This window comes from Pseudomonas sp. GW821-FHT09C10, from assembly GCF_059418085.1.
Genome location: NZ_JBWKPE010000014.1, coordinates 161,836 through 177,311, shown reverse-complemented (window position 1 = coordinate 177,311; position 15,476 = coordinate 161,836). Strand labels below are relative to the sequence as shown.

2 protein-coding genes are annotated in these 15,476 nt (G+C 59.3%); both read right to left on the bottom strand.

The window, feature by feature from the left end:
• Positions 1 to 8: 8 nt before the first annotated feature.
• Positions 9 to 13,208, bottom strand: coding sequence for an amino acid adenylation domain-containing protein (locus tag AC07OT_RS24265; protein ID WP_495109237.1), 13,200 nt, complete (start codon positions 13,206 to 13,208; stop codon positions 9 to 11).
• Entirely contained in the window at positions 13,105 to 15,471 is a 2,367-nt protein-coding gene (locus tag AC07OT_RS24260; protein WP_495109236.1) for a condensation domain-containing protein, read from the bottom strand. Before AC07OT_RS24260 ends, AC07OT_RS24265 begins: the two co-directional genes overlap by 104 nt.
• Positions 15,472 to 15,476 lie beyond the last annotated feature (5 nt).

The following is a 15,476-nucleotide window of genomic DNA, read 5'->3' as shown; positions in this document are numbered from 1 at the left end:
AACATTCATTATTGACTGATCTCTGAAATTGCAGCGCCAAGATCTTCAATGGCGACTGAGTCGAAGCGGTCGGATACCCGCTCCTGAGTGGTGTCGTCACGGCCTTCAAGGATATCCAGCGCCTTGGTCAATTCAGACTCGAACGCCCGGGCGACTTCAAGCACCCGCTCCCGTGAGATCCGTGCCAGGTCAAGTGTCCAGTGCAGCTCTACCGCCTGCTCACGCACCAGGACATCCAGTTGTACCGCGCAAGGGTTGACACTCATACTGTCGCGAACCGTTCCGCCGCCCGCCTCGATGAAGCTGAGTGGGCCTGGAACACCACCGGCCCGGGAAACGCGGCCGAAATAGTTGAACGCGATTTCCGCAGGTGGCAACTCTGACAAAGCCTGACGCATCGAAGCGTCAGGGCTGAAATGCTTGAGCACGCCGAAACCGACCTGATGCCTTTTGGCGAACCGTATCTGCTCCAGCAGCCCCTCAATTTGCCGATCCACATTCGCATGCTCGTTGACGCGCAGGCGCATGGGGTACTCCGTCGCAAACCAGCCAACGGTCTGGCTCAGGTCCAGCTCATCAAACAGATCCCGGCCATGCCCCTCCATGAGGACGATCACATCGTTGTTGCCAAACCGCTGTTTCAATCCAAGGATCAAGGCGGTCAATAACACCTCTTCGACGCTGGCACCTGCCAGGCGCGGCGCTGGCTGGGTCAAACGGTGAGCGCTGTGCGAGTCGATCATCGTGGTGATGATCGCGGTACCCGCCGGTTCGCCTCCTGGCGATCCGGCAATCGGATGAGCCTGGCCCACACGCGCCTGCTCCACCCAAAATGGCCATTGGTCACGCAGTACTTGGGACTCCGCCAGGGCGATATGACGCTCTACCCACTCCCTGTAGCTCGCGCCTTTGCTCGGTAACATCGGTGAACGTTGCGCCGCCAGAGCCTGGAGCAAGTGCGACAGTTGATCCACGATAATCCGCCACGACACCGCATCAATCACCAAATGGTGTGCCACCAGCAATATCTTGCAGGTGCCGCCATCGCCAGCCGGTTGTACGGCCACTCGCATAATCGGTCCGTGCTCGAGCGAAAGGCCCGCGTTGAGTTGGGCTTCAGCAGCCTGGAAGGCTTCAGTGTTGTCATGAGCGATAAGCGTCAACGGAATATCCGGACACTCTGCCACCGGCGAATACACCTGATGCCAGCGCCCGTGCTCATTGACGAAACGCATGCGCAGCGCGTCGTTGCGATGCAGCAGATGCCGCAAGGCGTCGCGCAAGAGCGGCTCGTTGAGCGCTTCGCTACAGTGCAGCACGACGGCCTGGTTCCAATGGTTGATGTTCGCGTGCCCCGCGACAAAAAAATCCATTTGGTTGGGCGCCAGCGCAAAGTCACCGTGAAGCGGCTCGTCTCGATTGTCCTCACTGAACTGCCCGATAGTGGCAGCGGCCAGGTCGCCAATGGTCTGATGACGAAACACTTGCCGAGTCTTAAGTTTCAGGCCCTGCTTGGCCGCCATCGAAACCATTTGGATTGCCAGAATCGAATCGCCGCCCAAGGCAAAGAAGTTGGCTCGAATGCCTACCCGTTTGACGCCGAGCAACTCCCCCCAGATCTGACACAGAATGCGCTCGGCTTGGGTACGAGGCTCATCAAGCGGGGTTTCTTCCTGTACCAACTGCACTTTCGGCAACGCTCGCCGGTTGACTTTGCCGTTGCGCAGCAGCGGAAAGTCGTCCAATACAACCAGGGTTCCAGGCACCATATAGCTAGGTAGGCGCTCAGCCAGTTTTTCCCGCAGCCGTTGCAATAGGACCTGTTGGGCACGGTTACGCAGGGGATTGCTCGACAACGCGATGGCCCCGGTATCAATGTCTTCCACGACCGGCCAGGAGATTTCCTGGCGACTGACCAGCAGATCGAACCCGAAGGCTGCTTGGCTGACGGAACTGAACCCCGTCTGCACCACATAGCCTTGCACAGCGAGCTCGTGAATCAGCTCATCGGGGCAGACCCTCGTCGGCATCGCCAACAGACGCATCTGCTCACGCAGTTCACCGACAGTCCTGAGCGATTCATTGGCGGCCAGGCAACTGGCCGCTCGGCACTCAGCCTCCAGCCGCAGATTCGGAACGCCCGTGATCAGCAGAGTCTCGACGCGACTGTCACGCAGTCGCTGCACAATCCCCGATCCCGCCACGTCCTGCCAAGTGACGCTGTCGATCACGTTGCCGGCGCGCGTATCCAGCATCAGCACGATATCCAGTCGGTAACGCACCAACTCGTTGTCAAACGGCCCGCGCTTGAGCCACTTGCGCACCCCGACAGGTCGACCGTCGAGGCCACTTTCGGCCAGCAGCCCGTTGAAGAAACGATTGGACAGCAATAGCTCCTTGTCGCGGGTGATCGCTACACGTGTGCGCTCCGCCAACTCGGCCAACGACAACTCATCCTCACTGCCGGTCAACTGCACTGCTTGGTGAAACGGTTCGAGCATTTCCAGTGCACGGATATCACCCAGGAATATATGACCGCCCTTCACCAACTTGCGGCTGGCCGCCTCCAATACATTGCGCAGGTACGATTCACCTGGGAAGTACTGGACCACCGAGTTGAGGATGATGCAGTCAAACCCTGTCTCGTCGATAAGCTCGAGTTCATGGGCCGCGCATTGGCTGACCTCCACGTGGTCCCAATCCGGATGTCGCTCGGCCAGCGACACTTGCAATTGGGGAATGACCACTGCAGACAAGTCGATCCCGCGATAACGCTCGCAGCCCTCAGCGAGCCGGAACAGCAGCATGCCGGTACCGCAGCCGATCTCCAGAATTCTGCGCGGCTTCAATGACTGGATCCGCTCGACGGTCTGGTCCAGCCAGGAACGCATCTGCTGCGCGGGGATAGCGTCGGAGGTGAAACTATCTACCCAGCCTCGGGTGTCGAAAGTCGGGTCAATCGGCGCTTGTGGGTGTGCCGGCTCAACCGCACGCTCATCACCGTCCTGATAGTAAAATTCGTAGATCGACTGCCATTCCGCAGTGCGATCATGGTTGGCATGATCGGCAATGAAGGCCTCCACTTGCGGCCAGTCTGCGGCCACGTAACCGACCAATCGCGTGTGCGTCTCCCCCGCCGCAATCACGACACTCTGGCGTACCAGGGCATCTTCATTGAGCACCGCTTCGACCTCACCCAACTCGATACGGCATCCACGGATCTTGACCTGATTGTCGACGCGTCCGAGAAACTCGAGCACGCCATCGGGGCGCCAGCGTGCCAGATCACCGGTCCGGTACAGCCCATACGGGCTGCCCGCATTGAAAGGGTCTTCGAGGAACTGCCGCTGGGTCGCTTGCGGGTTGTTCAGATAACCCGCGCCCACGGCGATGCCAGTGACACATAACTCGCCGGCAGCCCCCATTGGCACGATGTTCAGGTGCTCGTCCACCAGGTAGATGCGTACGTTACCGACCGGACGCCCGATAGGAATGGATACGGCATCGACCTCCGGCATGTGCGTGATGACGTGATGGGTCACATCATCCGAACATTCTGCCGGGCCATAGGCGTTCATTAGCGGAATATTCGGGAACACCACAAACCAGCGACGACACAGCGCCACGGTCAACGGCTCGCCAGTGGAGATCAGCCAACGCAGCTTCGCAAACAGCGTCGACGCGCCGGCCGCACTGGCGGCGGTGATCGCCAAATCGAGGAAGCTGGGCACCACCTGCAAGACGGTGACCGCCTCATGGTCGATGGCATCGATGAGCGCACGAGGGTTTTGCGCCATTTCATCATCGTAGATCCGCACACGCCCACCAACGACCAGCGCCGACAACATCTGCCACACGCAGATATCGAAGGTCTGCGGTGCTGTCTGTGCTACGCAGTCCCCGGCCTGCAACGACAGGTCGCTGATCTTGGCCCACAGGTGATTCATCATGCCGCGGTGCTGCACGATAGCCCCTTTGGGCCTGCCGGTGGAGCCAGACGTGAACATCACATACGCTGCAGCGTCAGCAACATCCTCATTAGGTTTGATGTCCTCCCCCCCCGCGAGGGGCACCACCAAGCGAACAGGCAGGTCGATAATCCCGACTTCCTGGCCTGCCTGGCGCGCCACCAAGCAGGCATCACCAACGCTGGGCATCAGGTCATCGGTGCACAGCACATGCCTGACGCTCGACTCCAACAACAATTCACCAATGCGTCGCGATGGCCAGTTGGGGTCCAGCGGCAGGTAAACCGCCGACACTCGCCATAACGCCAGCATCGACACCAGCAATGGCACATCTCGATGGCAGATAACGGCCACCACGTCACCGGACTGCACACCCTCCGTCCGCAAACGCAGCGCAAGCAAACGGGCCTGCTCGTCCAGTTCGAGGTAGCTCAAGGCGCCCGATTCGCCTACCACGGCTTGAGCATCGGGAGTACGCGTCACCCAATCGGCAAAGATCTCAAGAAACGACCGTTGCTCCCACGCCACCGCTGTCTGGTTAAACTGATTAAGCAGGCGGTCTTTTTCGGCGTCGCCAATGATATCGATCTGGCTGATAGGTCGGTCAGGCTCGAGCAACACGCCCTGCAGCAACCGCAACAAACAATCAAGCAGTCGGTCGACCGTCTCGACTTTGTACAGCTGGTTGTTATAGATGGCCTGCAACGTCAGGCCCTGGCTGGTTCTGTGGGCGTTGAATTCCAGATCCAGGCGCGCAATGCCAATGTCGAACGGCAAGGGCTTGAGTGTCAATTGCGACAGGCTGTCCACCGTGAAATCGAACGTCTCTTGCAGGGTGAAAGCAACCTGGAAAATCGGGTTCCTGAACACCTCCCGTTGTGGGCTGAGATCGTTGACGATCATCTGGAACGGCAGGTCCTGGTGATCGTAGGCATCCAGTGCAGTGCCATGCACACGCGCCAGGAGCTGCGCGAACGACGGGTCTGCCGACAGATCGCAACGGATCGCCAGTTGGTTGACCAGCAACCCGCCCAGCTCCTGGGTGTCAGGCGACAAGCGATTGGCACTGTCCGAACCTACAACGATGTCGGTACGACCCGACATGCGCATCAACACAACAGCCAGTGCTGAAACCAACAGAATATGAGTCGAAGTACCTTGCTGCACTGCCAGTTCGTCGAGCGCCTTCAGCAGCGGCTGTACGATGAACAGACTGGTAATCGCGCCCTGATTGTCCAGAGCATGGGACCGCGAGTAATCCAGGGGCAGTTCGAACGGAACCGGCAGGTCCGCCAGCTGTTCCCGCCAATATCGCAACTGTTCCGACTTGAGCGCCGGCGCCAAATAGTCCTGCTGGCGACGAACGAACTCAGAGTATGTCAACGCAAGCGGTGGGAGCGCGCGCTCCGGCTCGGCGTACTTGGCCGCTATCTCGCGCATGAACAACGCCAGTGACCAGCCATCGGAAACGATATGGTGCACCACCAGCAGCAACTGGTAGTGCTCCTCCCCCAAACGGGTGACCAGCATACGCAGCAAAGGCCCTTGCTCCAGATCGAAGCCCTTGCGCGCCACCTCACGCGCCAGGGCGATACCCGCGTCGATGCGCTGGGATGGGTCGAGCTCGCGCAGGTCGACCGTTTCGAAATCAAAAGCGCACGACTGCACATACCTGACGCGGCCAACGCCATGCTCTTCGAAGAAGCGGCTGCGCAGGCACTCATGCCGAGCGATAACGCACTCGACCGCTGCGCGTACACGCTCGATCGATAGGGAGCCACAGGCCTCCACCAACATCGCATCGTTATACGCCATCGACTGCGGCGCCAACTGCACCATCGCCCACAAGCTGCTTTGGGAGAAGCTCAGCGGATGAACTGAATGAGGCTGCTCTACAGTGGCCGTGCGAGCCTCCAGCGTCACCGGCGCCTGCTGCGAAATCCAGCGAGTCAACGCTTCGACCGTGGCGTTTTCGAAGACAGTGCGCACCGTGACGTCGACGCTCAGTGCTTCGCTCAAATGCTTGGCGAACAACATCGCCTTCAATGAGTTGCCACCGGAACGAAAGAAATGCGCATCCGCACTGGCTGGCGCAGCACCCAATGTTCGCGCCCATAGCTGTGAAATGCGTGTGCTCAGTGCCGTTTCCGGTGCTGGCTCGATAACCGGCACGGTGGAGGCCGACGATGTGCCAACCAGACTGAGAATGCCGGACGCATCCAGCTTGCCATTCGGCGTACGCGGCAGGCGCGGCATCACGAGAAAACGGACGGGCACCATACCCAGCGGCAGGTGATCCAGGGCGAAATGCCGCAGCGCGTCCTCCGACAGCACTTGACCGGTGGCCGGCACGATGGCGGCAACCAACTGATCAGCCTCCAGTACCACGGCACAGTCGGCAACCGCCGGATGGGTCATCAAGACATGCTCAATCTCACCGGGTTCGATACGTTGGCCCATGATCTTGAGCTGCCGGTCCTTGCGGCCGAGAAACTTGATCTTGCCATCGGCCAGTCGCATACCGATGTCACCGGTGCGATACAGCCGCCCCTGGTTCGGCACCAGACCGTCGACGAATGCGGTGGCGGTCAGCGGCGCATTGTTCCAGTAACCATTGGCCAAGCAGGCACCGGCGATGTGAATCTCCCCAGGTTCCTCATCCCTCACCGGCTGCCCCTCGTCATCCAGGACATGCAAGCTGCTGTTGCTCAACGGTTGCCCCAACGTCAGCACTGCATCGCTTAACTCGCTGCCGCTGACCCAGATGGTCGCTTCCGTAGGCCCATACATGTGCAGGACTCTCGACGGCCCTTCCCGGCGCAGGCGTTGAGCCAGGGTTTCAGGCAAGACTTCCCCGCCTACCAGCAGTACGTCGAGACTGCGCAGAGCACGGCCTGTACGCGGGTTGGCCATCAGTTCGCGCAGTAGGGTCGGTGTGCATTGGAAGTGCGTGACACCATGGCGCTCAATCAGCGCGGCGAGGGAATGGTCGTCACTCGCTGAGGCGATCTCACCGGCCCTGGCCCGCACTTCGTCGAGACGCTCAAGGTTCTCAAGCACCTGGTCGGCATCGATCCCGAAGTCAATCAGGCACGCCAGCTCATCCACACCGCGTCGATGGAGATCGCGTGCGCGCTCGACGCACTCCTCGACAGAACCGATGAGGCTGGCGCTTTCCAGATAGCGCTGAACCGCCTGCTCCAACAGCGCGTCACGCGCACGGGAGTCACCCTCGCGCCCCGTCGCCGGGCTGGCCAGATTCATCGCCCCATCAAGGTATTGACGCAATGGGCCACCGGCGACATCCAGTGCCTGTTGCGCAGAGGTACCTACATAGCTATGGAGCATCAAGGCCACATGAGTTTTCTCGCGGGAGGCACGACGGTAACTCGCGATGTTCTCCGTGAGCCCTTCGACATCCTGAGCCAACAAGTGCGTCAGTACGCCGAAACCGGAATAACCCGCCAGTTCAAACGTTTCACGACCGCCGGCGGCGGAAAGCCAGATAGGCAGTTGGGCCTGAACCGGTCTAGGCAGGGTACTGACCGATCGCGTCGAACCATCACTGTCACGAACCGAAACAGCCTCACCCCGCCAAAGACGTGTGAGTACATCGATCCCCTCCTCCATGCTCTGGCGTCGTTGTGCATGCGGCTCTCTGGCCAGGACAAAATCGTCAGGATGCCAGCCCGACCCGATGGACAAACCCACACGACCGGAGGAAAGCTGGTCCACCATCGCCCAATCTTCAGCCACTCGCACGGGATCATGCAAAGGCATTACCAGGCTGCCCGCACGAATCTGCAGACGCTGGGTGACCATGGCCAGCGCTGCACTGGTTATGGATGGGTTGGGGAATGGCCCACCAAACGCGTTGAAATGCCGTTCGGGAGTCCAGATTGCGTTAAAGCCCATCGCGTCGGCGCGCCGGGCAGACTCAAGCAGAAGCCGATAAGCGTCGTCAGGCGCTTCACTGGCAAAGAAAAACAAACTCATGTCCGGGCCGGACCGCGGGTTCTTCCTGCCAGATGAAACACTTGGCAGCAACGCTTGAGTATCGTCATGAAGGACAACGGTGTGGCCTTCAGTCAACGGAAACAGCAGTTCGAGCAGCGAAATATCAAACCCGACACTGGTCCCCGACAGCCACACTGACGCAGAGTCAGATGACAAGAGATCGCTCATCGCCGCGCAGAAACTCGACAGGCTGGCTTGCGAAACCGCGACGCCCTTGGGTTTACCCGTCGAGCCCGATGTATAGGAAAGATAGGCCAAGCCCTCGGCCTTACTCAGGGACACGTCCAGAGCCGCCAGATCGGCAGAGACCTGTGTCATTTCAATCAGGTCGGCACACGGGGCTGCTTCAGGCAATAGCGTGCGCCCCCGCAGGTCCGTCAGTACCAGGCTGGGTTGTGAGTCCTCCAGGATCAGTCTCAGGCGAGCAGGCGGCTGGTTAGTCGCCAATGGCACATACACCGCCCCGCAACGCATGGTCGCCAGCATGGCGATGACGAACGCCGGTGTCATTGTCGCGCACAGCCCCACCCGGTCCCCCGGCATTACCCCCTGACTGCGCAAGCGTTGGGCACAAGCCTGTACGCGCTGCGCGAGCTCGGCAAACGATACGTGCGTATTGCGATGTATCAGCGCATCAGAGCCGGGGCTGAGCGTCGCGCGCGATACAATCGCGCGTTCTACCGTGAAATCGGCATGTGCCTGTACTTCGCTGCTGTCCCGGAGCTTCAGATCACTGTGGTGTGCATAGGGAGTCTCTGCGATGGAAGACAGGGCACGTTCGTAGCACTCACTGAGCTTCATCAACAGCGTCTCATCCACCACACTTCGGTCGACGGCCAGTGATGCCTTGACTTCCTCAGTGAAGGGTTCCACCCAGAAATTCGCCACCAGTTTGAAGCTCGAAGCCTCATGTCCGGACAGCTTGAGCAGCTCCACTCCATGTTCTTGCTTGAGCTTGCGGGCAATGTAGTAGTTGGTGAAATAGAACAGCGTTTCGCTGATCGCATCTCCGCCAGCCAGGGTTCTGATTTCGGCGAACGGCAGGCGTCGATGAACAAGCAAGTCACGCTCGCGGGAAACGACACGGCGGGCCAAGTCTATCCAGCTTTCGTCTTCCAGCTGGATTCGGACCGGAATGCTATTGATGAACAGGCCGACCATACGATCGCCGTCCAGGGTTTCGGGCCGACCGTTGACTACAATCGATGACGCACAGTCGTCCTGCTGGCGAAGAAGGGCCATTACCTTCAAGTGGACGGCAAACAAAAGGCTCTTGAGGGGCAGGTCGTTGTCCTGCGCGATTTGCTTCAGTCGCTCTGCCACCGGGGTCGGCAGCGATATAGGGTGTACATGGACACCCTGTTTCACTGCCACGGCACGGGGCAGCGGCATGAACCGATAACCTTCAAGTTCTTTGCGCCAGAACTCGCGGGCGATGGGGTCAGCGATGGTGGCTTGTTCCAGCTTGACGAACTCTGCGTATCGGGCCTTGGGGGCTGGCGTAGGGAGCGTGTCGGCAAGCAGTGCAAAATACAGCTCGAACAGTTCTGTGAGGATGACCACATCGCTCCAGCCATCGATCAGCGCATGATGGAAACTCATGGTCAACTGCACCGTTCCATCACCACGGATGTGCAGCATCAAGCGCATCATCGGCAGGGCTTCGATATCGAAACGACGACTCTTTTCCTCAGCCATGTACCGTTCAACGACGGCCGACTGCTGCTCAAGCGACAGCTGGCTGATATCTTCGACAATCAGCATGTCCGGTCCATGGGGGTGAACCAGTTGCAGCGGCTGGCTGTACGACACCAAGTCGAACGTAGTACGCAGGACTTCGTAGTTTTGCACAAGCTGGCGCGCCGCCAGAGTCAGTAGCGCCACATCCGGCGCAAATCGCAGATGGTAGCTGAATATGTCGTGGTACAGCGCATCGCTGCCGCCGTGTTCGTTGTGGTAGACCATTGCCAGCTGCAATGTGGCCATTGGATAGGCATCTTCAAGCCCCTGGGGCAGCCGGCGCATATCCTGTTCGTCAAGCAGTGCAAAGCGCTCCACGGGCTGTTCAGGGCTTACCTTTTGAGCTTGGCAGGCTTGGGCAAGGGCTTGAATCGTGCGGTTGGCAAACACCTCGGCGACCGTGATTTCCACGCCCTGCAGACGAGCTTCACCGACCAACGCAATACTGCGTATCGAATCGCCCCCCAAACTGAAAAAGTCTTCATCGGTACCGACATCGGTCAGCCCCAGGGTTCGGCACCAGACATCCACCAGAAGGCTCTCCAAGGGCGTGACGGGCCGAGTCTTGCTTTCGACTGCGCCGACCTTGAGCGAGTCGATGTGCGCCATTGCCAGCAATGCCTCGCGATCAAGTTTTCCGTGACGCGTCAGTGGAAAGCCGGCAACCGCTACGATCTGCCCCGGCACCATGGCCGCGGGCAAATGCTCCATGAGACAAGCCTGCATACCGAGCAAATCAGGCAGGTCAGAATTACCCGGGACCACATATGCCTTGAGCGTCTCACTGGCCCCCTCGCTGATTTTCATCACCGCCGCTGCACTGATTCGGCAATGCGCCAACAGCAAGGCTTCAATTTCCCCTGGCTCGATACGCACACCGTTGACCTTCATTTGCGCATCAATCCGGCCAACCAACTCAATTTCGCCACTGGCCCGCACCCGTCCCAGGTCTCCTGTACGGTAGAAGCGCTGTGGCGTGTCAAACCAGGGCAGCGTCACGAACGACCTTTGCGTCAATTCGGGCAGGTTACGATAGCCACGACCGACACCCCTGCCGCCAATACAAATTTCACCGAACACATCGGACGGCACCGGGTTCCCCTGGGAATCCAACACCAGAATATGCGTGTAGTCGACGGGCATACCAATCGGCACATGCCCCATGCGAACATCGTCACGGGTCGCCTCGTGACAAATCGAACCCACCACGGTTTCCGTCGGCCCGTACTCGTTGAAAATTCTTGTGGTGACACCGTCGGCCAGCCAAGGCGCAATGACATCCCAGTGCAACATTTCACCGCCGACCACCAGGCTATGTACTGCACCCTTGAAATGCTTCTCGGGGAGGATTTCATTGATCAATTGCAAGTACGAAGGGGTTGCCTTGAGCAGGGTCAAGTTCCCGGCGATCAACTCATCACGCACAGTTTCAATCTGCGCTCCAGCACCGTTGACCGCATCGTCTTCGATGAGGATCACCGTCTGTCCGACCAGCAAGGGGCCGAGCAAGGCAGTCAGGGTCAGGTCAAAGGTCACTGGCGATTGAACGACAGCCCCACGCCCCTTATCGAGTTCATAAGCATGAGCGGCGTACTGGAGGTAATTGGACAATCCACCGTGAGTCAGTTCGACGCCCTTGGGCTGTCCGGTGGAACCCGAGGTGTAGAGCACATACGCCAAGTCATCCGGCTCGAGCAGCACCGGCTCGTCTTGGGCTGCGGGGTCAACCGGCAAGGCCTCATCCTGTACCAAGACACAGCGGCGGTTCGCCAATGCCGGATGTTCGTGCCTTGTCGGGTCGACCATGACCAACGCCGCTTCGGCATTATCAAGCACGTAACCCAAGCGTCGGGCCGGCGCGCTGATATCGAGCGGCAGAAACACGCCGCCCATGCGCATCACCGCCACCATTGCGGCGATCAGCTCCGGCGAGCGTGGCATCATCAACGCGATGACGTCACCTCGTCGGCCACCCGCGGCCTCGAGCTGCACGCGCATGCCACTCGCCACGGCATCAAGGGTTTTGTAACTCCAGGCTTGCCCGCCGCAACGCAAAGCAATCCGCTCGCTGGCCCAGCCCAAGGTGCGTTGCAACAACAGGGGAAATGGCAGGTATTGAGTAGATGCCGGCCCCGACACTTGCATCTGCGCAGCGAGCTGCTTCGGGTCTGCAGTCAGAGGCATCTGCAAAGCGATCGCATCGGGCTGTTGCAGGATGGTCGCCAAAATCGCGGAGTAACCCTGGACTATATGCTCAAGCAATTGCACGTCATACAACGACGGGTCGGCGCTGATATTCACTTGCAGGGATGTGCCTGAATCCACACATGAAAGGACCAATGGCACGCCGGATGCCGAATATTGCAACTCGCCGACTTCAATGCTGACCCGTCCGATCTCGATCCTCTTCTCGATCCGGGTATATAAGAACGAGTAGTTGCACGCCTGTGCCGGGAGCATGAAGGTCGTAACATCCACGGGCTCGCAGATATCCAGGTGCACCTGGCGCACCACGTTCTGGAACGACACCTGCTCTTCGACCGATACACACTGGACCCTCGGCATCGAATACGGCCCGACGCCCGCGCTGTCGCCGACCACTGTTCGAACGTCGGTGCAGACCTCCACCGAGATAGCATGAACGGTGTTCATGCGGGCCACCAATGAAGCCCATGCGGCGAGCAGGACCGCCTCCACGCAAGCGTCCGGAAACAATGAGACCAGGGGTTCCCTCGCGACCTTCAGTTGCATCGAGCAGCGTGTCGGACGCTGCCCAACCCTGGTCGGTACGGAGGTTTCGCCAGAAGGCATCGACGTCAACAACCAGCCCGCGACGTCAGCAAAGGGGATTCTGTGGACTTCGGGCAGAGCGTCGATTCGCCGTGCCACATCCTCAAGAATCATGACGAGGCTGGCGGTATCGACCACCTCGGCGCGGTGGTGCAGTGACACATGAATCAGACCGTCCGGTGCGACCGCAAGCACCGCACCGCCTTGAAGCCAATGCTGATTCGCAGTGTTTCGCTCGGCCTCTCCCACTTGTTCGTGGAAACCACGCAACCACTCTTCACTGTCCACTGCCTCCAGCGACAACGAGACGATGCAGGGTGCCGCCGATTCGTCCACAGCGAGCAGGGGCTCGGAAAACCCTTCCGGCACTTCAAGCCTGGAACGCAACCCCTGGTGCAGATCCCAGACGGTCAGCAGATGCGCATGCAGCTGTTTAAGGTCGCTACTGGCCCCTTGAATGCGAGCATATGCACTTACCGTGGACACTTGATCGTCCCCGGTTTGCTGGTCGACCGCCCAGAAATGCACTTGATGAGGCGCAGGCTCGAAATGTGACGCCATGTATAAATTCCCTTTTATCTGGTCTTGCTCAGTGACGCGAACCACCTGCCATGCTGACGAGTATTCGTCGAGGTGGGGTGTAGGTTTCGCGGCCGTGAGCCATAAGTCGGTTATCCAGCAACAGAATGTCACCCTGCTGCCAGTCGAAATGCACGGCATTGCGCCGGTAGGTATCACGGATTATTTCAATCCACGAGTCGGGTATGGGCTCGCCATCACCGAAGAATGTCGAGGTTGCCATCCCATCGGGATCATGATCCTGGAAGTGTCGGCGCAGCATCTCTGGCAAAGCAGCCCGGTGGAACAGACTGGCATGGTTGAACCAGCTCCTGTCGCCGCTGACGGGATGAGTCACTACGGCGGGAGCCCGAAAGCGCGCGACCAAGGTATGTTCACCCAGCCATTCAAATTGATAACCCTGAGGCCCGAATCGCTCTTGGAGTTCGCTCCGGTTGCGAACACCGAATGTTTGCTCCCAGGCAATCCCCATCCCGGGGCTGAACTGGCGGCGATACAACAGCCCACGTGATTCGAAAGCCTCTTTCACATAGCCAGGCAAGCTTGCGAGGACTTTGCGGCCATCGGCAATCGGTGTCCTGCCACCTGCGGCGGCAGGCTGGTCACACCAAAATGCAATCTGCTCAGGCCAAACGGAGGCGTATGAGTTTTCATTATGGAAAAAAATCTCCTGATCCGCCGGGTACTCGGTGGACGTATAGACCTTATCGAGCACGGCAATGCGAGGAGTCGAGCACTGCACATAGTCCATTACATCGGTGTTAAAGGCGCGCACGATGTCACTGAAATGCTGAGCACTGTCGACATGGAATCCGCGCAATAACACAGCTCCGGTTTCAACCAGCAGGCTGTTGAGTTCAACAGCTGATTGTCGAACCCATGCTCGCGCATCAACCTTGGCATGACTGGCAATGACCGTCGCGGGCAGTGCCCCGGGGACGTCATTGCGTACGAGACGGGCCAAGGCTCCAACGGCAACCGGTACCCGCCGAGCGATAAAGGCTGCCGGGGCGACCACGGGTGGAGGCACACCAGCCTCATCGGGGAAAATCGAGGCGCCAGGGTCGGCGACCATCTGTTCAAGCGTGGAGAAAAGACCGCGGTGCAGTGCTCCCAACCAAGCTGAATCGGTGTAATGCGCAGAACCGACCATATCGCCACGCATGCCGGCCTGCGCATCCCAAAGCTCGATGAGCAACGGGAACTTCGCCCGCATGGGCTCGATCTCAACCTGCTCGACGGCCAGACCTGGCATATCCAATGTATGCATCGGCATGCTATGAAGCACAAACTTTACCGCGAACTCAGCGCCCGCTCCCGGCACATCCTTGCACGCACGCGCAATCATCGGGTACGGCAAGTCCTTGTGTGTTAGAGCAGCGATACAAACTCCATGGACATGGGCAAGTAACGCCTGCGTCGTCTTCACATGACCAATGTTCAGGCGCAAGGGCAATTGATTCACCAGCAGTCCGATCATTGGCTCCAGCTCGGGCAGGCCCCGATCGCTGAAGTCGGTCGCAATCACCAGGTCCTTCTCTCCAGTCATTTTGGCCAATGCGACAGCGACCGCTGACAGCATGACCACGAACACGCTCGTTCTTGCCTGCCGAGCCAAGGCTGAAGCGCCGTCGATCAAAGACTGTGGCGGAGTCAGTCGCTCATGGACGGCGTGGTCGGCCATCCCGGGGCGCTGTACCAGCAACGGACGCAGCGGACGATCACGCAGTTGGCTGCACCAGAAACGACCTGCGGCCTCCCCGGCGGCGCTGGCCACAAAAGCCCGCTGCCGTGCCGAATAGGCACTTGGCGTGGTAAGTATTTCAGGTAATTGGACATCCACCTGTCGCACCAAAGCACCGTAAAATGCTGAGAGATCGCGCCTGAATAATCCAAGCGACCACCCATCGACGACGATGTGATGCACGGCAATGACCAATACGTGATGGTCACTTGCTAACGTGCCGAGCTCTGCACGAAACAAAGGCCCTGTTCGCAGATTGAACCCTGGGAGCGTGACACCTTTGATCCAACTGGCCAACGATTGCTCGTCATCCTGCAACGCGGGCGCGACTGACAGCACTACCGACGGTAAGGACGCAACGCATTGCACGAGTCCTCCCCGACTCTCTACAAAACAAGTGCGCAGTGCGGCGTGACGCGCGATCACGTGTGATAACGCACGCTCAAGCACAGCCACATCGAGTGAACCGCGAAGATGCAAGACCACACTCTCGTTATAAGCACCCTGCTGCTGACGCATCGACTCGACAAACCACACCCCTTCCTGCATCAACGATGCAGGCCCGGACGATACGGGAACGGGGATAGCCATCAATTCGATACCCGGCTCGGCTGCATCATTGATGCCAGCCATGATCG